Source organism: Bradyrhizobium sp. TM102 (assembly GCF_009176685.1).
In the GTDB taxonomy this organism is placed as follows: Bacteria; Pseudomonadota; Alphaproteobacteria; order Rhizobiales; family Xanthobacteraceae; genus Bradyrhizobium; species Bradyrhizobium ottawaense.
Genome location: NZ_AP021855.1, coordinates 4,445,321 through 4,464,669 on the forward strand (window position 1 = coordinate 4,445,321; position 19,349 = coordinate 4,464,669).

The window sequence follows — 19,349 nt, forward strand, 5'->3', positions numbered from 1 at the left end:
GATTCCAATGAGGTGAAGGTTTTAAGCCGTCTCGGACATCAGTTCGCGGCCGATCAGCATGCGGCGAACTTCGGACGTCCCCGCGCCGATCTCGTAGAGCTTGGCGTCGCGCCAGAGACGCCCCACGGGGAATTCGCTGGTGTAGCCGACGCCGCCAAGCGCCTGGATCGCCTCGCCGGCCATCCACGTTGCCTTCTCCGCGGAATAGAGGATCGCCGCCGCCGCATCCTTGCGCAAGCTGCGGGCGTGGTCGGCGCGGTCGCAAGCGCGTCCCACCGCATAGACATAGGCGCGAGTGGCCTGCCACGTCGCATACATGTCGGCGAGCTTGCCCTGCATCAGCTGGAAATCGCCGATCGGCTGGCCGAACTGCTTGCGCTCGTGCATGTAGGGCACGACCGCGTCCATGCAGGCCGCCATGATCCCGAGCGGACCGCCCGACAGCACCGTGCGCTCATAGTCGAGGCCGGACATCAGCACCTTGACGCCCTCGCCCACCTTGCCGAGCACGTTCTCCTCCGGCACCTCGCACTCGTCGAAGAACAAGGGATAGGTGTTGGAGCCGCGCATGCCGAGCTTGTCGAGATGCTGGCCGTGGGTAAAACCCTTGAAGCCCTTCTCGATCAGGAAAGCGGTCATGCCACGCGGGCCGGCCGCCGGATCGGTCTTGGCGTAGACGACGAGCACGTCAGCGTCGCCGCCATTGGTGATCCACATCTTCGAGCCGTTGAGGACGTAGCGGTCGCCGCGCTTGTCGGCGCGCAACTTCATCGAGACGACGTCGGAGCCGGCGCCCGGCTCGGACATGGCGAGCGCGCCGACATAGTCGCCGGAGATCAGCTTCGGCAAATAGCGCTGGCGCTGCGCGTCATTGCCGTTGCGCCGGATCTGGTTGACGCAGAGGTTGGAATGGGCGCCGTAGGACAGCCCCACGGCAGCGGAGCCGCGCGAAATCTCCTCCATGGCGACGATGTGGGCGAGATAGCCCATGTTCGAGCCGCCATATTGCTCCGGCGCGGTCATGCCGAGCAGGCCAAGGTCGCCGAAGCGCTTCCAGAGGTCTGCGGGGAACAGATTGGCCTTCTCGATGTCGGCCGCGCGCGGGGTGATCTCCGCCTCCACGAAGGCGCGAAGCGTGTCGCGCAGCATGCCGACGTCTTCGCCCAGTTCGAAGTCGATGCTCGGGATGTTCAAGGCGATTCCTCCGTATTTGACCTTCGAACCTAGCCGGATCGAAGCCCTCTTGCGGTCGAAAAGGTTGCATTTTCCGCCAAACTTGGCGAGGATTTTCGAGAGGAATTCCCAAAGGTTCGCAATGCCTTTTCAAGCCGCCACCGCGACCTCGCGCCGCGCCGTAACCCCCACCGCCTTCGTGCGGGGCGTGGTTGCCGCCTATGCGCGATACGGACGGGATCCGGCCGAAGCGCTGCAGCGGGGACAGGTAGCGCCAGACCTTGTCAATTCTCCGGGTGGGCGGATCACCGCCGCCCAGTTCGAGGCGTTGGCGGGCCATGCCATGCGGGAGCTCGACGACGAGGCGCTCGGCTGGTTCTCGCGCCGCCTGCCCTTCGGTACCTACGGCATGCTGTGCCGCGCCTCGATCACGGCGCCGACGCTGGAGGTCGCGCTCAAGCGCTGGTGCCGGCATCATCGTCTGCTCACCGAGGACGTGCTGCTCGATCTCGAGCTCAGTGAGGAGACCGCGGTCGTCTCGATCCGGGAACTGCGCGACCTCGGGCCCTTGCGCGAATTCTGCCTCGTCACTCTGCTCCGCTACGCCCTCGGCTTCTCCTGCTGGGCGGTCGATTCCGCGATTGCGCTACGCGCGGCGGAATTCCCTTATCCTGAGCCGGGACACGTTTCGGTCTACCCGACCATCTTCTGCAAAAGCGTCCGCTTCGACGCGGACTGCGCTCGGATCGTCTTCGACAAGCATTATCTATCGCTGCCGCTGACGCGCAGTCCGGCCGATCTCGACAACATGCTCAAGGGCGCGCTGCGGTTGACCGTGCTGCCCTATCGGCGCGACCGGCTGCTGGTCGAGCGTGTCCGCCGCGTGCTCCGCAATGCGCGCGGACGCAGTCTCGGTGCCGAGGATGTCGCAAGCGAGCTTGCGCTCTCCACTCGCACCATGCATCGGCGCCTGCGCGAGGAGGCCACCTCGTTGCGCGACCTCAAGGAAGAGGCAAAATTCGAACTGGCAAAACAGGAGCTGATGCGAGGCCGCACGCCGATCAAACGCATCGCGGAGATCGCCGGCTTCCGCAACGAGAAGAGTTTTTCGCGCGCCTTCCGCAACTGGAGCGGCGCCAGTCCCCGCGAGTTTCGCGGGCGGTATCGCTAAGACATCATCCGGAAAGCACGTCGCGGTCTTCCGTGCGTGCCGAGAGGGCGAGCCCCCCTGAGGCGCCGTACTCCTCAGACGTTTACGGCCCCCGGGATCACTCCCGAAGGCCGTAAAGGTCGAAACCACCAGTCCTATCTCTGATCAATTCGAGTTGGTCTGTGCGCCGCTCCGAAGCTTGCTGCGCGACTGCTTCGGCTGATAGGCGAGAGAGTCGGTCGCGCTCTTCCCACCGCTCTGCGCGCACGTTCCACCGATACCGCCGGCAGCGGCGCGGCAGGCTTCCATCGTCGGATAGCCGCAGCCGTGAGCGGCCTGGGCGCCGTTCGTGATGCAATAATCTTCCGCTTTCGCAGTCGGTGCCGTCAGCACCAGAAACGCGGACGCAAACAGCGTCGCGGCGGAAACTGCGAACGTCTTCGAAACCGAGGTCATGATGTCTTTTCCTGCTTAAGAAGTCCCACATGCGAGCCCTCGACTCGCAACGCGCGCTGAGGCTCACACCTCGCATGTAGGCCAACCACGGGAACCATCAATCACGGCTCAGCGCATTGCTGGGATGTGATAATCACATTTCTCAATTAGGTGAGTTGATCAGCATTATAGTGCCACCAGGGCGATCGCCTCCAACTCTTTCGCAATTGATGCAAATGCAGTGCAGGCTGCCCTCGGGCGTGGCCTGCCGCTAGCCCGCAGACGCCGCCGCGACGTTCTGCAACGGCAGTGGCACGTCCTTCGCGACACCCAGCACGGGGAAGCTCCGAACGTTCTTCACGTCAGGCATCGCCGCGAAATGCAGCAGCTGCTGGCGCATGCTCTCGACGCTCGGCGCCACGCATCTCAGGAGATAGTCGGTGTCGCCCGAGATCCGCCAGCACTGCTGGATGCGCGGGATCGCGGCGATCGAGCTCTCGAACGCCTCCAGCACCGGCTGGGCCTGGCTGCCGAGCTGGATCGAGACGAACGAGACCACCTCATAGCCGAGCCGCCGCTCGTCGATGACCGCGCGCACCGCCCGGATCACGCCACGGCTGAACAGCGATTTTAGCCGCCGCAGGCAGTTCGGCGCGGATACGCCGACGCGCAGCGCCAGCTCGTTGTTGCGGATACGCCCGTCCTGCTGCAGCTCGGACAGTATTTTTAGATCGACGCCGTCGAGCTGGTCACGCCCGGCCATAGCCGTACCCTCGTCATGGTCGTGTCATGCGGGGCAGCGAAGCACGCGGCGGAATTGGTGCCAAGGGTCCGAACCCGGGGCGCGACGCCATCGCGTTCGGGAGGAATGCCTTCCCCCACCGTCATGGCGGGCCTGTCCCGGCCACCCATGTTCGTTCACGCGCTCAAAACGTCGATGCCCGGGCCTTCGCCTCGCCGAAGCGGCTTCGGCCGCGCAGGCGGGACGGGCCCGGGCATGACGAGTACATCACGTCGATTAACGTCGCAGCAGCCGCCCCTCAATGCGTCCAGGGCTCGCCGCGGCGGAAGGAGAAATTATCGGCATAGGCGGCCGGGCGGCGGATCGAATCCTGCGGCTCGATCACCTGGTACGCGATGCCCTTGCGCTCACAATAGGCGATCGCCTCTTCCTTGCTGTGGAAGCGCAGCGTGATCTGCTGCTTCATGTCGCCCGACGAGGTCCAGCCCATCAGCGGCTCGACCGAGCGGGGCTGCTCCGGCTCGTAGTCGAGCTGCCATTCCTTCGTCTTGGACCGGCCGGATTGCATCGCGTTCTTGGCGGGCTTGAAAATGCGTGCGGTCATTGGCGGTCCGGCCTCTTCGTCTTTTCGTTCGATTTCGATGCGTCACGGTAGCAGTTGGTGGAAACCTCAGGGATAGTATACAGACACCGATTGGGAACTGATCGGTGATTCCGGCCCCGGGCAACCTTCTCCGACGGTATAGTCATTATGCTGCACCGTGACAATTGCGTACCCGCCGTTCGCGCTGGGGTCCCGCCCGGCGGCACTGCTTCGCCGACATCAGCGTAACCGCCCCTCCGAGAGCTTCCGTCGCATGGCCTTCCTGAACATCAACGCCACGCTCCCTGAAAAAGGCCGTGACCTCAGGCTCGACCTGTTTCGCGGGGTCGCCAACTGGGCGATCTTCCTCGACCACATCCCCGACAACGTCGTGAACTGGGTCACGACGCGCAATTACGGCTTTTCCGACGCCGCCGACCTGTTCGTGTTCATTTCCGGTTATACCGCCTCGTTCGTCTATGCGCGGATGATGCTGGAGCGTGGCTTCCTGGTCGGCGCCACCCGGCTGACCAAGCGGGTCTGGCAGCTCTACGTCGCCCACATCATCCTGTTCGTGATCTATATCGCCTCGATCAGCTATCTGGCGCTGCGCTTCGGCGATAGCGAGATGATCAACGAGTTCAACGTCGCCGGCCTCGTCGACAACGCCACCGAGACGCTACGCCAGGGCCTGTTTCTGCGCTTCAAGCCGCTCAATCTCGACGTGCTGCCGCTCTACATCGTGCTGATGGGCCTGTTCCCGCCGGTGCTGTGGTTCATGCTGCGCAAGCCCGATTTGACGATGGTGCTGGCGATCGTGCTGTGGCTGGCGGCGCGTCACTTCGGCTGGAATCTGAATGCCTATCCGGCCGGCCAGTGGTACTTCAACCCGTATTGCTGGCAGGTGCTGTTCGTGTTCGGCGCCTGGTGCGCGATGGGCGGCGCGCGGCGCTCGATGACGCTGATCAACGCGCCGATCACACTCTATCTCTGTCTCGCCTATCTCTTGTTCGCGCTGGTCATGACCATGGCCGGCCGCTTCCCCGCGTTCGGCGGCATGTTCCCGGAATGGCTGTTCTCGGCCTTCAATCCCAACGACAAGACCAACCTTGCGCCCTACCGCTTCCTCCACTTCGTCGTGATCGTGATCCTGGTGATCCGCTTCGTGCCGAAGGAATGGCCGGGACTGGAATGGAAGGTGTTCGATCCCCTGATCGTCTGCGGCCAGCAGTCGCTCGCCGTGTTCTGCGTCGGCGTGTTCCTGTCGTTCGTCGGCCATTTCGAGCTGTCGATGAGCTCGGGCTCGCTGCTCGCACAGATCTTCGTCAGCGTCGCCGGCATCGCGATCATGACGACGGTGGCCTATTACATCTCGTGGTCGAAGAAGCAGGACAAGCCGCTGAAGCCACCGCCACCCAAGCCGGCGGCAGCCGCGGCGAAGGCGGCCTGATCCGGCAACGCCTGGCGGTTGAAGCGCGGCCTTCAGCCGCCATGGGCCAAGATCGATGGCCTCAGCAATGGACCAAGGCGCGACGATGGTTCGTCGCGCCTCATGCGGCTTCTTCGCCGTCGAACTCGGTGAATTTCTTGTAGATCCAGTCGCGGCCGTCATGGCGGCGCCAGACCTTGCCGACCACGAGTTGCCCGTTGATCGAGCGGCGGGGCACGATCACGGTCCAGAGGTGCCAGATCTCGCTCCAGCTCGATTGCGGACCGACGGTTTTGAAGTTGCGATCGAAAGACATGACGCAGAACTCACAGGATACGCGCGCTGCGACGAACCGTGACCTTGTGTGAGCACGAATTGCAGGCAGCCCATCGCGAGCCGGAATCGATCTGATAACGATCGCCGAAGCGGCCGCAACAACCGCTCATCCTTAACCTAACCGGTCAACCTTACTTCTCCCGGCCTGGGGCCGAGATCGGTTGAAAGCCGGCGCCGACTTATCTACAATACGCGCACGATTTGAGAATGACCGCGCCATCTTGGGCGCGTGGCGATTTGATTGAGCTGACGTCCAATTTTGTGAATTGAAATTTCGAGAATCTCGTCAGGGCGACCACAATGAATTTGCAGTGTGAACGTCTGCGCCTGGCGCTGCGATCGACACCTCCTGCGCCAATCGCAAGGACGCCGGCGCAAGAACCGACGAAAGCCGCCAACGACAACCACGGGATATGGCCGCTGCTGCCGTTTCCGCTCGGCTGGTACGCCTCGAGCTGATTGGCCGGATCCGAAAAGGCGGCAGCCGAAAAGCGCAACGCCGCTCAAGCGGAATATCATCGCTTGGCGGCGTCCGTTTAGACATTGGGCGCTGAAATCCCCAATACACATATGTCTGTGGCGACAGCGAAAGGTTCGATGCTGCGTCGGAAATTCTGTCCCGGTCAGCGCGCCGCAACCGCTTGAAACATCGCGCCGAAGTCGCGGAAACGCCGCCTGTCAGATCACGTCGGAGGTCGGATGGAAAAAGTCCAGGAGATTCACCCTCGGGACTGGTCGGGGCAGCTGGATTCGAACCAACGACCTGCAGTACCCAAAACTGCCGCGCTACCAGGCTGCGCTATACCCCGAATGTCCGGCGAGCCCCGTCGATACACGCTTCCCAAGGCGCCAGCAAGGCTTCCAAGGCGCCAGCAAGGCTTCCAAAGCGCCGGCAAGGATTCCAAAGCGCCAGCAAGGCTTCCAAAGCGCCGGCAAGCTTCCAGGGTCCGGCAGGCGCTCGCCCGCCCGCCTATTTGCTGCCGAACAGCGGATGGCCGACGCGGTCGCCGGGGCGGATGCCGTATTTCTGCGCTGTTCCCGCCACCACCTCCAGCACGGCCCGGGCGGGCCCCCGGGACGAGATGATCTTGGTCGACATCGGCTCGGTATTCTCGGCGATGCGCAGGATGCGGCCGTCGGCGCGGATGAAGATCATGTCGAGCGAGACATAGGTGTTCTTCATCCACATCGACACCTCCTGCTCGGGGTTGAAGTCGAACAGCATGCCTTTGCCGTCCGCCAGCTCCTTGCGGTACATCAGGCCGGTCTGCTTCTCCTCCTCGGTCGTCGCCACTTCCACCGAGAACACCTGCACGCCGTTCTTGGTGACGATCTCGAGCGGCTGGAAGCTGGCGGCGCCGGCGGGCGCGCCGGCAACAGCACAGCCGGCGATGACGAGGATGGCGGCAAGCCAGCCCTTCAGGGCAGACCAGACAGCCTTTCGATCAGGATTCATGGGGGCACTCGAGGCGTGGGACTGGACCAGTCCTTACGCGGCGGTCGCCGGAAAAGCCAGAGGCGCACCGGTCTGCCGACGCGGCCCTGCTCACGATTGCGGGAAATGAAGCTTGGGGGATTTGAAAGCTTGCAGGGACTTGGACGCCAGAGCGCGAGTCTCCTCGCGCTTAGTGCGACTGCAATCCCGGCGATCCGGTCTCGGGATGGATCTCGGCCGCCATCATGCCCTTGGAGCCGGGCCCGAAGCGGACCAGGACATACTGGCCGGGCCTGAGCTCGGTCATGCCGAAGCGGCGCAGCGTCTCCATGTGCACGAAGATGTCGGGCGTGCCCTCGCCGCAGGTCAGGAAGCCGAAGCCGCGCAGCCGGTTGAACCATTTGACCTGGGCCCGTTCCAGCCCGCTGGTCGCGGTGACCGTGACATGGGTGCGCGGCGGCAGCATCTGCGCCGGATGGATCGCGGTCGACTCGTCCATCGAAACCACGCGGAACGCCTGGTAACCCTTGGCGCGCTGGATGCACTCGACGACGATGCGGGCGCCTTCATAGGCGGTCTGGAAGCCGTCGCGCCTAAGCACGGTAACGTGTAGGAGCACGTCCGGCCAACCATTGTCGGGAACGATGAAGCCATAGCCCTTGGAGGCGTCGAACCATTTGATGACGCCGTGGACTTCAACGAGATTGGCGCTGGTCTCGCCGAGCCCGCTGAACGGACTGAGCCCGCTCTCGCGACCGGCACTGCCGTGCTCGCCCGGCGTGATCCGCCCGGGCGATGCCCCCTGCCCGGGAACCCCGAGCTTCTTGGACTCAAATCCGTCCGACGACCCCATAACCCCGGACCCCACACTGTCATGCGACCCGCCTCAGCAGCGGTATCGAATCACGCGTCTTTCGAGAACCTTCTCAACTGGACGCGACGCGAATCTTTCGACTCAAAAGATAACACTCCCGGTTGCGAGGCATAGATAAAAAAGAGATTCGCCGGAACCTATGAACAGCTTGCACAGCCGCGAATCAAATTGATGCCTCAATTGCCGACAAAGGGCCCGAGTGCTTCGCCGATGTCGTGGTGGATGACGAGATCGGCAATGTCGTCCTGCTCGGTCGGCTCGCGGTTGATGATCACCAGACGTGCACCGGCGTTCTTCGCCATCATCGGAAAGCCCGCCGCGGGCCACACCACGAGCGAGGAACCGATCGCGATGAAGAGGTCGCAGGCCTGCGACAATGCGGTCGCGCGCTGCATTTCATCATCGGGCATCATCTGGCCGAAGGAGATCGTGGCGGTTTTCACCGGCTCACCGCACGCGGTGCAGTTTGGCGCGAGGCCGTCGCCGTCGAAGCGACGCTTCACCCAGTCGAGCGGATAGGCCTGCCCGCATCCGATACAACGCGCATAAGTGGTATTGCCGTGAAGTTCAATCACGTGCTCGCCGGCGAAGCCGGAGGCCTGGTGCAGATTGTCGATGTTCTGGGTGATGATGGCGGGAACCTTGCCGGCGCGGTAGAGCGAGGCCAGCGCCCGATGGCCGCGGCCGGGTTTTGCCGCCGCGAAGACCTCCTCCATCGCAAAACGGCGGCGCCAGGACTCGTCCCGCGCTGACTGGCTCGCGACGAATTCGTCGAACGGGATCGGACGGTTGCGCGTCCAAATTCCGCCCGGCGAGCGGAAGTCGGGAATGCCGCATTCGGTCGAGATGCCGGCGCCGGTGAACGGCACGATGACCCTTGCCTCGGCGATCATGTCGCCGAGCCGTTCAACGCCGCTCTGAAGATCCGATGCAATCAATCGCGGCCTCCGATTCGTTTCGCCTGACAAGCATCATGCACAAGCGGCAAGATTGTTGACGCTCTTATCAAGCGCTAACGCGAGATGCTCGGCAATTTTTTCCGACCTTCGCATATCACAATCCTGCAATGCCTCCTCCCCATTGACGCCCCATTCAGGAGCCCCAATGGATGGGTCAATGCGACTCAAGATGATGCGGCGGCAGCGCTTGAGTTGAGTTAAGTAAACCCGAGGGGATGGTCATGACCGAAGACGAAGAACGCAAAGCTCGTGAGCGCGACGAAATCGCCGCCCGTGTCGCCGCCTTCCGTGCCACGCAGGAAAAATTCAAGCGCGAGCGCGAAGAGTATTTCGTGTCGACCCTGGAGAACGCCCGCAAGGTCGAACGGCCCTCGCTCTGGCCGTAATTCACGTCCCGATCAATGCACGTGAAAAAAGCCCGGAGCATCGCTCCGGGCTTTTCGCTTGAAAGAGACTACCAGTGGCGCCAGTGGCGGTGGTGCCGGTAGTACGGTCCGCCGCCGTAATAGGCGTAGGAGCCCGGCCCGTAATAATAGTCGGGGCCGTCGTAATAGCCGTAGCGCGGGCCGTAATAGCCGTACGGATGGGACGCTGCGACCGCACCCGCGGTGATCGCGCCGGCGGCGAGGCCGAATGCGAGGCCCGGGCCAATGCCGCGCCCGCGCGCCTCGGCAGGCGCAGGGGCCGCAACCGCGGTCACGCCAACGGCTGCGACGGTGGCCAGAACTGCCAGTGTTTTTTTCATGCTCTCCTCCTTCGCGTCTCGCGGAGATAACGACGAGCACCTGCGATGGTTGCGCGCAGGGCGCGGAACCGGCCACAGCAAAAAAGGTCGATCCAGCCGGAACGAAATCGCCGGCCGGGGATTGCCTCCTCAAGTGCGGGAGCCTCCGCCATCCGGGTCGAGGCGACAGCACGAAGCCCCGTCAGCATCTCCGCGATGCTGGCGGGGTTTTCAGTTTCACGGGAGCAGATGGCAGCAGACCACGATTGCTGCCAGCGGGGCGAACGACCGAGGAGGAGAGTTTGCCGTTATCCGCTTTGCTGGCCCGAATCCGCAGGCTGGTTCCCAGATCCGACGATCAGCACTACGATGAGATCGTTCGCAGCTTCGGTGTCGGGACGCTGCACCCCCCGCCGACGCCGATGAGCGACGGCGAGCTGGCGCGGGCGATCGCCGAGTTCCTGAAAGAGCAGCCGTCGAGCGAATCCGTCGCGACCCTCGGCCGCCGGCTCGACCCCTCTTCTCCGCTTTGAGTTTCCTTCGAATTTCTTCCGCATTTCCTGGCAAGAGCACGGAACCAGAAATGCGCGCGGACGTTGAATCCCCCTTCACGCAGAGAGCGGAAGAGGCCCGACATGCCCGCGTGGCTCGAAGTTTTGCTCAATTTGTCCGGCTATGCCGGTTTCGTGGCGCTCGCCTCGCGCGGCACCGCGAGCCCGCAGTTGCCGGCAGACGATCGCATGTACAGCGACGATCGCTAGCGCCGCTTTAATTGGCGTGCGCCACCTGGCCCGCCGTGCGCACCAGCCGGTCGGCCTTGACCGCGACGCGCGTGTCCTCGAGCTGCGGCCGCAGCGAGAAGCTGATCACCACGAAAGCGAGACAGAACAGCGCGCCGACGATGGCGACGCGCCGGTAGGTCTGTCGGTCGCCTTGGTAAAAGGACGGCTCTGAAAAAGGTGTCATGATAAAATGCTTCTTGGCAAAGGTCGTTTCTTGCTTGTCCTTGCCAGACACCTACCGCAACGAGCGACAAGCGCAACGCGATTGGGCTTTTAACCTAACCGAATAGGGTTATCGGCTTCCGCGCAAATGATCGTTAGGAGTTTGCGGAGCGCCTGCGATTTCCAGCGAGCCGCTTGCCATATCGCAGGAAGCCGAAGCGACCGCAGCCTGGCGACCGGCTTTGTTCCAGCTTCGACACCATTTCGTTCTCGAAGAACGAATCGGAATTGAAGAAATCGGCGCGGAGCAACTCTTAACAGAACGTGCGCGCAGGCACGACGATCGGCTCACGTCGCATCGGGAGACGAGGCCTCGGGAGATTTCGATCCCGGCGGCGGCACTTGCGGCACCGACGGCTTGCCGTTGCGCAAGCGTGGGTGTCGATCGTACCAGAACACTTTCGCGATCTCGGCGAGAAACCAGCACGCATTCATGTCGCTCTCCCTCGCCTCACTCCTTACGGAGGAGGCGCGGGCGGGACTGTGCGAAGCATCACGTTGTCTCGTCTTGATGTGTGTGGCCGCATCGCGCGCGGCAGGCGCAACATGTTCTGCATCCGACTCCATTTCGTTCTCAAGGAACGAATCGGAGTCGGAAAAATCAGGGCGAAGCGATTCCTAACGATCGATGAAAGCGCGCGACGCAACCTCTTCAGCGGCGTGACTCGCCGTCGGCACAATCTTCGGCGGCAGGAATTTCGAGACGACCGCAAACACGATGACGATCTCGCGGCAAGGTTCGCATCGAAAGCTGTTGGCGGACGTCGCCATCATCGGCTTGGCGCATCGCGGGCATGTCATGCAGGCCGAACGCTGACGGCACATGTTCGTTCCTGAAGCATCAGCGGCGAATGCTCGCGCCGGCAACCACACCCGCCGAGACGAACTTCAAGTTGGTCGCCTCGTCGCCCCTGCGCAAGCCGCCGATCAAGCGCGAGCCGTCAGACCAGACGGCGCTTGCCGGGTCCCCTGGTGTCGTCGGCGTCCGCCAGAACAGATCAAGCCGCCCGCTTCACTTTTTCCTTTTCCGAGAAGCATTCCAGGATCTGGATGCGGAGCTCTTCCGCGGCCGGGCCCTCGAGCTTCCTGAGCTCGTTCCAGAGCCTGATCACTTCGCGCTGTTTTTCGACGGTCATGAGTCCACCTCCCAAGCGGTCCTTAAGGCGGCTCACTAGAACAAAATGAGAACAAAAAGTCCAGTCCCTCGCGCGCGATTTCCGGCATGTCGCGTTGAACCTTTTCAACGCCGCCTGGACCCATGGAAGCTGGGGATTTCAGCGCCCAGTCATATGGCAGCGCTGCGGTGAACGAACATATTCCGTCATCGCGGCGCTGTTGCTTTTTGGGCTTTCAACTTTAAGTTAGAAATACGGCTGGCGGCCAGGCGCTGAAATCCCAATGCCGTCAGCCAGAAGAGCCCCGTGCGAAAGCGCGGGGTTTTTCTTTGAGGGCAACGGCTGCCTGCCCAGGTGCAGCGGGTCGTAACGGGAACGAATCTTCCAACATTCGCATTGACCGGCCGAATGAGGCGGCATCCCGCGTTTCCGCGTCCGGCCCCAGAGCCGATGCCCCGCGCCCTTCACGATCGAGGCGCCCATGATCTGCGAGTTCTGTGAGACCGAGATCCCGATCGGCCTTTCGGTCTGTCCGGCTTGCGGGAAACCGCAGAGCGCGCCGGGACGAACCGACCGGCGCGCTCTGTGGTTCGTCCTGATCGTCGTGGTGACGTTCGGCATCGCCGTCGCCGAGCATCACCTTGTCTTCAGCCATTGATCGTTGCGGCATCGCCCGCCGCAACGACATCGCCAGCGCCTTAGACGGAGTCCTTGGCCACCTTCAGCGGCGAGGCCTTGACCGACTTGCTCGCCGGCTTGGCCGCGAACTGCATCGGCTCCTTGGTGAAGGGATTGACGCCCATGCGGGCTTCGGTCGCCGGCTTGTTCACGACCGACATCTTCACGAAACCGGGAATGACGAACTCGCCGGACTCGTTGAGCTCCTTGTAACCAACCGTCGCCATGTACTCGATCACCGACTTCACGTCGTTCTTCGAAAGCTGCGTGCCCTCGGCAATTGCATCAATCAATTGAGTCTTCGTCATCTTCGCCATGTCTGAATTCCTTTTGTGCGCGCGAGCAACTCTGCTGGGGACGCGGCCTGAAGCGCGGGGGCGCGCTGATTTCATGCCAGTGGCATGAAGTGACGGGGCTTAGAACCCATCGAGGCCGAAAACGCAAGCAGGGGTTCTGCGGGGTTCCCGACTTCCTGTGAAGATGCCGCAGGACCTTCCGTTTTTCGCTTGAACCATTTTGCGGCTGGCGCGTCATATCATTGAAGTCCCCAAAGAAATCCCCAAGCTTCACCCCACCAGAAAGCCCCGCTTCCCCCAGGCGGGGTTTTCGCTTTTGGGGGCATGGTAGAACGGCCCGGCTGCCTATAATGGTCTGAAGGTTTCTCGTGGGGTGCTCATGAAGGTCGCTATCGTCATCGCAGGTTTGATCGTTGTGGCCGTCGCAGCCCTCGTCGCGATCCAGCCGAGCTTCCTGAAGCCTGCGTCCCTCGCCCTCGTGAAGAAGTCTGACATCTTCGGCTTCTCGCCCGGGATGACATTCGACGAGACCAGCAAGCTCGTCAGTCAACGCCGCTATCTCTGCCGCCGGAGCCGCGACTCCTACACCTTCGAATGCGACATCAACGGCGCCAAGGTCACGGTCGACAGCGAGGAGGCCGACGCCAGGCACCCGATCTGGCGCGTCAAGGCGGAGTTGAGCAATCCGGGGGCACAGGACGCCGCCGTCAAATCGATCTCCGACCAGTTCAACGCGCAGGCCATCAAGGACCGGGAGGGATGGACATGGATCGTCGGCCGCGGGCTCAAGCTGAGTTATGACGGCCTCACCTTGAACCTCGTGGACGAGGCCGCGGAGGCCCGGCTTCGCAAGGACGAAGCAAAGCGCTAGAGCGTGAAGTCACCTCGTCGTGAAACTTGTGGCTCGGCACGCCTTGTTGACACTTCAGTAACCCAACGCCGCCAAGCTCCATTCAGTCTCGTTGCGTTGGAGTAACCCCACAGTGCTGGATTTTGACGAGCTGCGTGAACTCGCGGCTGATGTTCGTGTTTTCGTCGACGTCGCCGAGGACAAGGCCGAAGCACTCAGGGCCGTCATCGCGGCCTATGACGTGGTGCTGGCAATCTTCCCCACTGACGAGGGCATGGGCCTTCACGTCATCAAGGGCAAAGAGATCCTGGACAGGATTGCAACATCACGCAGCCATGCGATCTACAGCCACACGGCGATCGCGGTCCCCGACCTGCAACACGCCCAGGCGCTCAAGCTGCTGACGGCCCCGGTCGAACAACGCATTGCGGCCTGATCGAAGGCGGCGGCTCCAGCGGCCATTGCCGGGCGATGCTCTGCATCGCCGGGCGAACCCTGCGGGCCGAGCAGTTCGGCCGCCTCGCCCCGCAACTGACAGCCCCCATGCTTCGGCTAGTCGCGAAGCCGGTTGACGATCTGGAGCGGGATCCATGATCCCAGCACGATGACGATCGCAACGAGTGTGACCACGACATACTTCACCGGATTTTGCGAGGACGCGAGCGAACCTTCGAGCTGAAGGTACGGCAGCATCGCGTCCATGCCCATTCCGATGAGCGCAACCCCAAGCAGGCCGCCAAAGGCGGCGGCGACGATGTTGACGACCCAGCCGATTGCGCCGCGTCCGTTCGACCAGGCCTCGTAAATCGCGACAGCCAGCACGACGAGGGCAAGCACCAGCATGAAGCTCATCGAGCCGCCGACGCTCGACGTCGGGCCGAAGACCTCCAGCAGCACCACGGCCGCCACCGCAAGCAGTGTGATCGTCTTCACGACGCTCCCCCGTTAGTGCCCAAACAACAACACCACAGAGCCGATCGCGATGCAGACAAGACCGAAGACGGCCGTCGCGATCTCGACGGCGTTTTCCAGGCCGAAGAACCTGACGACCGCGCTCCATGCGGCAGACAGGAGAATATCCACGATCGCGCTAAGCAGGGCATGAAGCATAGCAATTGGTCGCGCCGCCGGCGTTGGGGTTCGGTGACGGTGTATCAAATTCATCAGCCGTCGCCCCTCAGCATGAGCAAGATTATGGTGACAGTGCTGGCCTGCTCACCCGCAGGCTCTGCGGATTCGGTCCACGCTTGGCTGGTCTGTTTCCACCAGCCGCTTCCCCTGGCGCGCCCGCCCCCTGCCCCTCCTGCCCGTTTCCTGCTATCTCCTGTCCCCGCCGTCCCGGCCCAAAGCAAAACCCCACCCGTTCCAGGGAGCAACAACCATGCGATACCTCCACACCATGCTGCGCGTGCGCAATCTCGATGTCGCGCTGAAATTCTATGTTGATGCTTTCGGGTTGAAGGAGGTGCGGCGGATCGAGAACGACAAGGGGCGGTTCACGCTGGTGTTCTTGTGCTCGGCGGACGATCTCGAGGCGCTGAAGGCGCAACCGCAGTCGCGCGGCGCGCCGCTGGTCGAGCTCACCTGGAATTGGGACGAGGAGAAGTATGGCGAGGATCGCTTCTTCGGCCATCTCGCCTATGAGGTCGACGACATCTACGCCACCTGCGCACAGCTGATGAAGGCCGGCGTCACCATCAACCGTCCGCCGCGCGACGGCAACATGGCCTTCGTCCGTTCGCCGGACCTGCATTCGATCGAGCTGCTGCAGAAGGGCGAGCCGAAGCCGCCGCAGGAGCCCTGGGCGTCGATGCCCAACACCGGCCACTGGTAGGTTCGAGACGCTGGAACAAGCCCTCGCCGCCTGCGTTCACTCTCCGACAATGCGATTGGAGGAGAAAATCATGGGACGCGGAATTCTATTGTGGATGCTTGGCGTGCCGATCCCGGTGATCATTCTGTTGTGGCTGTTCTTCGGCCGCTGAGCGACGGGTTCAACTTGCCGGTTTGTTTCGCAACGAAAGCTCCGCCTCGGGCGGAGCTTTTTGCATGAGAGGCGCGCCGCAATCGCGCATCGCTCCGAACGGCGAATTCCGCTATCACCCGCGGCAAGCGACAACGCCGCGGGAGACGCTCCATGCCTGACACCAAGCTGACGATCTGGGGCCGCGCCAATTCGGTCAACGTGCAGAAGGTGCTGTGGTGCCTCACTGAGCTCGCTTTGCCCTATGAGCGTATCGACGCCGGCATGAGTTACGGCCGGACCCGCGAGGCCGACTATCTCGCGATGAACCCCAATGCGCGGATCCCGACGCTGGCCGAGGGCGACTTCGTGCTGTGGGAGTCCAACTCGATCATGCGCTATCTCTGCCTCGCGCATGGAAGCGGCACGCCGATCTACCCGGAGGCGCCGAAGAGCCGCGCATCGGTCGACCGCTGGCTCGACTGGACGCTGTCGACGGTGCAGCCGGTCGACCGCCCGGTGTTCTGGGGCATCGTGCGCACGGCGCCCGCCGAGCGCGACATGATCCAGGTGCAGCGCGATGCCGATGCCGCCGCCGAGGTCTGGGCGATCGCCGACCGCCTGCTCTCCTCGCGCCGCTTCATCGAGGGCGATGCGTTCACGCTCGCGGACATCGCGCTCGGCTCCTATGCCCGCCGATGGCTCGGCGTCGAGGGCATCACCCGGCCGGCACAGCCGCACCTGACGCGCTGGCTCGCCGAGCTCGGCAAACGGGCCGGATTTGCACAGCATGTCGCACCGCCGATGTCGTGAGCCGGCAGGGCTGCATAAGCCGCGGTGAGAGCGCGATGAATCCGCGCTTCGGCGCAATCCTCCGGCGCCAACTCAGCACTTGACGCTACTGTGCATGGGGTTGTTTTCGCGTTTTTGTTTTGGCTCAGCGCCAGCCGCGCTCGACCAGCAGCACGCAGACGATCAGCACCAAGGTCACCACCGCGGTCGCCAGCCGCGCCGTCCAGCTCAGGCCGCGGCCGACCCACCACAGCAGCGCGCAATACATCAGCACGGGAACGATGAGGTCGAGGCGCAGCAGATCCACTGGCATGGGCCTCTAGCGCCTCACGGTGGTGTCGATGCTGATTGAGCCGCCGATCTTCACGCAGGTCCCGGTGCTCTCCACCATGACGAAGCGCGGGCCGTAAGTGGCGCAGGAGCCCGCTCGTGCCTTCCCGGCCGCATCCTTCAGCGGCACGGCCGTGCCTGCCTTCGGCTGCTCGGCAGGCGGCAGACGCAGGGCTTCCGCCGCGGCGGCGGACGTGGCGAAGAACGGGATCAGGATGAGGAGCGACACGCGCATGGCGGCCTTCTAGCCCGGACGGGCGCCGCGCGCCATCGGGGCGGCCGCGGCCGCGATCAGATGAACTTGATGCCGGCGGATTTGCCGCGGCGCCAGACCACCTGGCAGCTCCGCCCGGTGCGTGCATCGCGTGCGAAGGCGAGCCGGATCACGCCCGGGAGCTGGCTCGCGTCCTCGTCCAGCGTGATCTTGGCGCCGGAATCCGAGATGTCCTGGACCAGGCAATGCCGCGCGGCGAAGCCACCGTCGAGGGTGATCCAGGCATGCTGCGACAGCAGCTTGCGGGCTGCGCGCTTTTTCGGCGGTGGCATTGGCAAAGATCTCCCGCTCCAGCGCTACTCAGGGAACCCTAAGAAACCGTTGAAATCGCCTCTGGATCACCCCGGCGCCGGCGCTGTCCACCGGGGCCAAAAGACCGTCCCGGACGGCTTGCCGGGAGCCAGAAAGGCCACTATACGTTCGCCCGCTGCAAGCCGCCGGGTTCGACTCGGCCGGCCAGCGGCTGTGCCGGGGATAACGGCAGGGCCCTGCGTTTGCTCCCTTCGTCTATCGGTTAGGACGCCACCCTTTCACGGTGGAGAGAGCGGTTCGATTCCGCTAGGGAGCGCCAGTGCACGCGATGGCGCCGCACTGAGCCGCTACGACCGCCCGGCTGCAATTTCCGCCGCTCCCGCATGAACCTTCCCGCTGCTCGCCACCGACCAATGTCAGTTGGAACCGGTCCCATGGCACAGCGTATTCCCGAGATTGAAGGTTCGTCCGACACGTCCGCAATGACGCCGCGCCTTCCGCCATGGCTGAGCCAACCCCACCAGCATCCATCGGACCGGCGCGCCAAAATGCTGCAGCACATGGCGCGCGCCAGGTCGCTTGCGCAGCCGCAGCCAGATTCTGCGCCGGCCGCGCTCGTGCCGTCAGGCGAGAGCGCCAAGAACGTGGTCGGCGACCTCATTGGCCACGTTATCCTGTTCGGTATCCTCGCCCTGCTCTTCCAGTCGCGCATTCCGCTCTATCTCGGCGCGTTCGTCGTCCTGACCGACGGCGAGCGCATCGAAAGCGCGCTGGCAACGATCGGTATCCGCCTCGAGCCCGAAACGTTCGGCCCCGACATCGTCAAGCGCTCGGCATTCTGGTTCGGCTGGTTCGCGTTGCTCGCCACTTTGAAAGGCTCCGTCCCGGCCTGGCTCGCGCCATGGATGCCTCCAGCTGAGTCGTGGTCTTTCATCGCCGGCATCGCCCTCCTGCTCGCCATCGTCGAAGCCTTCACGGCGCTGGCGATGCGGCGCGCGTTGCCGCCGCTGGGATTGCAGATCAGCTCGAACGGCCTGACATGGACGACGATCCAGTTCGCGATGGCCGTCAGCGCGTTGGCTTTGCTGGTGCTGTTCGGAGCTCTCTAGGCGCCGCGGCGCGTCGTTGCTTCACTGCGCCATCAATGACGATGTTGTGAGCCGGCCTGCAGCATAACGGGTCCTTATGCCGCGCTTTCCGCCGGGCGTGCGAAGCGCGCGTTTACCGGAAATTTACCCCTGCTCCAGTGCGCTGGTATCATTTGCTTAGAATTTGACAGCTACCGTGGAATTACGGAAGCAATCCCGAACATCATTGGCACCTCATGTCCGTCGCAGAGTTCCTCAGGCAGCGTGCAGTGGACGTCACGGTCAGCGGCAGCTACTCGCTGCCCCGCTGGTATGATTGCGAGGGCAAGCTGCGCAGCTTCGCCTGCCGCACCAAGCGCGTCTCACCCTTCCGCATGATCGTGGACGTGCCCGTCGTCGGCAAGGTCGGCGAGCGCCTCACCTCCTACTTCCAGGATTTCGGCGAATTCCAGTGCACGATCAGCGCGACGCTGAAGTCGGGTTTCCTGATGGAGCTCGACATGACGCGGGCGCGGCGCGCCTGGATGTCGGAAAAGCTGACCTGGCTCGAGAAGAAGCAGAAGGACGCCAGCGTCCAGGAGCTGCGGAACGACGCGCGTTTCGTACCTCAGGTCTCGCACACCTTCCTGACGCTCGCCAACGGCAGCAGCCATCCGTGCTTCATCATCGACGTCTCCACGGCTGGCGTCGCAATCTCCTGCGAATACGATCCGCCGCTCGGAACCCCGCTTGCGGTCGGTGCTTGCGTCGGGCGCGTGATCCGCAAGTTCGAGCACGGGTTTGCGGTCAAATTCGCCGAAAAGCAGTCACGGGATGACCTCGTCCGTCTGATCGTCCGCACGCCCTTGCTGCAGTCGGCCTGAAGCC

At 63.3% G+C, this 19,349-nt stretch carries 30 protein-coding genes and 2 tRNA genes; 13 read left to right on the forward strand and 19 right to left on the reverse strand.

Going from position 1 to position 19,349, the window contains the following annotated elements:
• Positions 1-21: 21 nt before the first annotated feature.
• Entirely contained in the window at positions 22-1,149 is a 1,128-nt protein-coding gene (locus GDN70_RS21210; RefSeq protein WP_085967564.1) for an isovaleryl-CoA dehydrogenase, read from the reverse strand.
• Between the two features lie 166 nt (positions 1,150-1,315).
• Between GDN70_RS21210 and GDN70_RS21215 the strand changes: the two genes are divergently transcribed.
• The gene (locus GDN70_RS21215; RefSeq protein WP_028144746.1) at positions 1,316-2,344 is read left to right on the forward strand and encodes an AraC family transcriptional regulator; all 1,029 of its coding nucleotides are present in this window, start codon (positions 1,316-1,318) and stop codon (positions 2,342-2,344) included.
• Positions 2,345-2,488: 144 nt separating this feature from the next.
• Here GDN70_RS21215 and GDN70_RS21220 read toward each other — a convergent pair whose 3' ends face one another.
• The 3 genes from GDN70_RS21220 to GDN70_RS21230 all read right to left on the reverse strand — a co-directional run bounded on the left by GDN70_RS21220 (position 2,489) and on the right by GDN70_RS21230 (position 4,104).
• Entirely contained in the window at positions 2,489-2,779 is a 291-nt protein-coding gene (locus GDN70_RS21220; RefSeq protein WP_038970262.1) for a DUF3551 domain-containing protein, read from the reverse strand.
• Between the two features lie 250 nt (positions 2,780-3,029).
• The gene (locus GDN70_RS21225; protein ID WP_038946708.1) at positions 3,030-3,521 is read right to left on the reverse strand and encodes an Lrp/AsnC family transcriptional regulator; all 492 of its coding nucleotides are present in this window, start codon (positions 3,519-3,521) and stop codon (positions 3,030-3,032) included.
• 277 nt (positions 3,522-3,798) lie between these two features.
• Positions 3,799-4,104, reverse strand: coding sequence for an ETC complex I subunit (locus GDN70_RS21230; RefSeq protein WP_028144749.1), 306 nt, complete (start codon positions 4,102-4,104; stop codon positions 3,799-3,801).
• A 253-nt stretch (positions 4,105-4,357) separates the two neighbouring features.
• Here GDN70_RS21230 and GDN70_RS21235 point away from each other — a divergent pair, with 253 nt between their 5' ends.
• Positions 4,358-5,533: an OpgC domain-containing protein gene (locus tag GDN70_RS21235; protein WP_038946707.1), complete on the forward strand. Its 1,176-nt coding sequence runs from the start codon at positions 4,358-4,360 to the stop codon at positions 5,531-5,533.
• Between the two features lie 100 nt (positions 5,534-5,633).
• Here GDN70_RS21235 and GDN70_RS21240 read toward each other — a convergent pair whose 3' ends face one another.
• The 5 genes from GDN70_RS21240 to GDN70_RS21260 form a co-directional block, all read right to left on the reverse strand.
• Positions 5,634-5,828 (reverse strand): hypothetical protein, encoded by a 195-nt coding sequence (locus tag GDN70_RS21240; protein WP_028144751.1) that lies wholly within the window; start codon positions 5,826-5,828, stop codon positions 5,634-5,636.
• A 752-nt stretch (positions 5,829-6,580) separates the two neighbouring features.
• Positions 6,581-6,657, reverse strand: a tRNA-Pro gene (locus GDN70_RS21245).
• Between the two features lie 161 nt (positions 6,658-6,818).
• Positions 6,819-7,304 carry a DUF192 domain-containing protein gene (locus GDN70_RS21250; RefSeq protein ID WP_028144752.1) on the reverse strand — a complete coding sequence of 162 codons (486 nt, stop codon included), beginning with the start codon at positions 7,302-7,304 and terminating at the stop codon, positions 6,819-6,821.
• A 169-nt stretch (positions 7,305-7,473) separates the two neighbouring features.
• Positions 7,474-8,136: a cold-shock protein gene (locus GDN70_RS21255; RefSeq protein WP_026202878.1), complete on the reverse strand. Its 663-nt coding sequence runs from the start codon at positions 8,134-8,136 to the stop codon at positions 7,474-7,476.
• A 197-nt stretch (positions 8,137-8,333) separates the two neighbouring features.
• On the reverse strand, positions 8,334-9,095 hold the full coding sequence (locus tag GDN70_RS21260) for an NAD-dependent protein deacetylase (RefSeq protein ID WP_028144753.1): 762 nt from the start codon (positions 9,093-9,095) through the stop codon (positions 8,334-8,336).
• Positions 9,096-9,337: 242 nt separating this feature from the next.
• Here GDN70_RS21260 and GDN70_RS35060 point away from each other — a divergent pair, with 242 nt between their 5' ends.
• Positions 9,338-9,502 carry a hypothetical protein gene (locus GDN70_RS35060; protein ID WP_162832225.1) on the forward strand — a complete coding sequence of 55 codons (165 nt, stop codon included), beginning with the start codon at positions 9,338-9,340 and terminating at the stop codon, positions 9,500-9,502.
• A 68-nt stretch (positions 9,503-9,570) separates the two neighbouring features.
• Here the strand turns inward: GDN70_RS35060 and GDN70_RS21265 are convergent, their stop codons facing one another.
• Positions 9,571-9,861 (reverse strand): hypothetical protein, encoded by a 291-nt coding sequence (locus tag GDN70_RS21265; RefSeq protein ID WP_028144754.1) that lies wholly within the window; start codon positions 9,859-9,861, stop codon positions 9,571-9,573.
• Between the two features lie 245 nt (positions 9,862-10,106).
• Between GDN70_RS21265 and GDN70_RS21270 the strand changes: the two genes are divergently transcribed.
• Complete coding sequence (locus GDN70_RS21270) at positions 10,107-10,373, forward strand: hypothetical protein (RefSeq protein WP_244439101.1); 267 nt, start codon at positions 10,107-10,109, stop codon at positions 10,371-10,373.
• Positions 10,374-10,475: 102 nt separating this feature from the next.
• Positions 10,476-10,601 carry a hypothetical protein gene (locus tag GDN70_RS35690; protein ID WP_109866604.1) on the forward strand — a complete coding sequence of 42 codons (126 nt, stop codon included), beginning with the start codon at positions 10,476-10,478 and terminating at the stop codon, positions 10,599-10,601.
• Between the two features lie 7 nt (positions 10,602-10,608).
• Here GDN70_RS35690 and GDN70_RS21280 read toward each other — a convergent pair whose 3' ends face one another.
• From GDN70_RS21280 to GDN70_RS35070, 3 genes are all read right to left on the reverse strand, one after another.
• The gene (locus tag GDN70_RS21280) at positions 10,609-10,806 is read right to left on the reverse strand and encodes a hypothetical protein (protein WP_152103005.1); all 198 of its coding nucleotides are present in this window, start codon (positions 10,804-10,806) and stop codon (positions 10,609-10,611) included.
• A 326-nt stretch (positions 10,807-11,132) separates the two neighbouring features.
• Positions 11,133-11,279, reverse strand: coding sequence for a hypothetical protein (locus GDN70_RS35065; protein WP_162832226.1), 147 nt, complete (start codon positions 11,277-11,279; stop codon positions 11,133-11,135).
• A gap of 563 nt (positions 11,280-11,842) precedes the next feature.
• Complete coding sequence (locus GDN70_RS35070) at positions 11,843-11,980, reverse strand: hypothetical protein (protein WP_162832227.1); 138 nt, start codon at positions 11,978-11,980, stop codon at positions 11,843-11,845.
• A gap of 460 nt (positions 11,981-12,440) precedes the next feature.
• Between GDN70_RS35070 and GDN70_RS35075 the strand changes: the two genes are divergently transcribed.
• Complete coding sequence (locus GDN70_RS35075; protein ID WP_157158356.1) at positions 12,441-12,617, forward strand: hypothetical protein; 177 nt, start codon at positions 12,441-12,443, stop codon at positions 12,615-12,617.
• A 40-nt stretch (positions 12,618-12,657) separates the two neighbouring features.
• Here the strand turns inward: GDN70_RS35075 and GDN70_RS21285 are convergent, their stop codons facing one another.
• Complete coding sequence (locus GDN70_RS21285) at positions 12,658-12,954, reverse strand: HU family DNA-binding protein (protein ID WP_007591377.1); 297 nt, start codon at positions 12,952-12,954, stop codon at positions 12,658-12,660.
• A 358-nt stretch (positions 12,955-13,312) separates the two neighbouring features.
• On the opposite strand from GDN70_RS21285, the gene GDN70_RS21290 reads away from it, so the two are divergent.
• Both GDN70_RS21290 and GDN70_RS21295 read left to right on the forward strand, forming a co-directional pair.
• Entirely contained in the window at positions 13,313-13,804 is a 492-nt protein-coding gene (locus tag GDN70_RS21290; RefSeq protein WP_028144757.1) for a hypothetical protein, read from the forward strand.
• A gap of 112 nt (positions 13,805-13,916) precedes the next feature.
• Positions 13,917-14,219, forward strand: a complete 303-nt coding sequence (locus tag GDN70_RS21295) for a hypothetical protein (RefSeq protein ID WP_028144758.1) — start codon at positions 13,917-13,919, stop codon at positions 14,217-14,219.
• Between the two features lie 116 nt (positions 14,220-14,335).
• Here GDN70_RS21295 and GDN70_RS21300 read toward each other — a convergent pair whose 3' ends face one another.
• Positions 14,336-14,716, reverse strand: coding sequence for a hypothetical protein (locus GDN70_RS21300; RefSeq protein ID WP_095424190.1), 381 nt, complete (start codon positions 14,714-14,716; stop codon positions 14,336-14,338).
• A gap of 12 nt (positions 14,717-14,728) precedes the next feature.
• Positions 14,729-14,893 carry a hypothetical protein gene (locus GDN70_RS35080; protein WP_154694134.1) on the reverse strand — a complete coding sequence of 55 codons (165 nt, stop codon included), beginning with the start codon at positions 14,891-14,893 and terminating at the stop codon, positions 14,729-14,731.
• Between the two features lie 271 nt (positions 14,894-15,164).
• Here GDN70_RS35080 and GDN70_RS21305 point away from each other — a divergent pair, with 271 nt between their 5' ends.
• Both GDN70_RS21305 and GDN70_RS21310 read left to right on the forward strand, forming a co-directional pair.
• A complete protein-coding gene (locus tag GDN70_RS21305; RefSeq protein ID WP_038970232.1) occupies positions 15,165-15,617 on the forward strand; it encodes a VOC family protein in 453 nt (150 codons plus the stop codon).
• A 303-nt stretch (positions 15,618-15,920) separates the two neighbouring features.
• Complete coding sequence (locus GDN70_RS21310; RefSeq protein WP_038970231.1) at positions 15,921-16,559, forward strand: glutathione S-transferase family protein; 639 nt, start codon at positions 15,921-15,923, stop codon at positions 16,557-16,559.
• A gap of 124 nt (positions 16,560-16,683) precedes the next feature.
• On the opposite strand, the gene GDN70_RS21315 is transcribed toward GDN70_RS21310, so the two are convergent.
• Genes GDN70_RS21315 through GDN70_RS21325 form a run of 3 tightly spaced genes read right to left on the reverse strand, consistent with a single transcriptional unit; the run spans position 16,684 to position 17,414 of the window.
• Positions 16,684-16,851 carry a hypothetical protein gene (locus GDN70_RS21315; protein WP_085967565.1) on the reverse strand — a complete coding sequence of 56 codons (168 nt, stop codon included), beginning with the start codon at positions 16,849-16,851 and terminating at the stop codon, positions 16,684-16,686.
• Positions 16,852-16,857: 6 nt separating this feature from the next.
• Positions 16,858-17,103, reverse strand: a complete 246-nt coding sequence (locus GDN70_RS21320; protein ID WP_038970230.1) for a hypothetical protein — start codon at positions 17,101-17,103, stop codon at positions 16,858-16,860.
• A gap of 56 nt (positions 17,104-17,159) precedes the next feature.
• Entirely contained in the window at positions 17,160-17,414 is a 255-nt protein-coding gene (locus tag GDN70_RS21325) for a PilZ domain-containing protein (RefSeq protein ID WP_018323099.1), read from the reverse strand.
• A 224-nt stretch (positions 17,415-17,638) separates the two neighbouring features.
• On the opposite strand from GDN70_RS21325, the gene GDN70_RS21330 reads away from it, so the two are divergent.
• The 3 genes from GDN70_RS21330 to GDN70_RS21340 all read left to right on the forward strand — a co-directional run bounded on the left by GDN70_RS21330 (position 17,639) and on the right by GDN70_RS21340 (position 19,345).
• Positions 17,639-17,713, forward strand: a tRNA-Glu gene (locus GDN70_RS21330).
• Positions 17,714-17,942: 229 nt separating this feature from the next.
• Complete coding sequence (locus tag GDN70_RS21335; RefSeq protein ID WP_244625805.1) at positions 17,943-18,503, forward strand: hypothetical protein; 561 nt, start codon at positions 17,943-17,945, stop codon at positions 18,501-18,503.
• A gap of 215 nt (positions 18,504-18,718) precedes the next feature.
• On the forward strand, positions 18,719-19,345 hold the full coding sequence (locus GDN70_RS21340; protein ID WP_038946697.1) for a PilZ domain-containing protein: 627 nt from the start codon (positions 18,719-18,721) through the stop codon (positions 19,343-19,345).
• Positions 19,346-19,349: the final 4 nt, after the last annotated feature.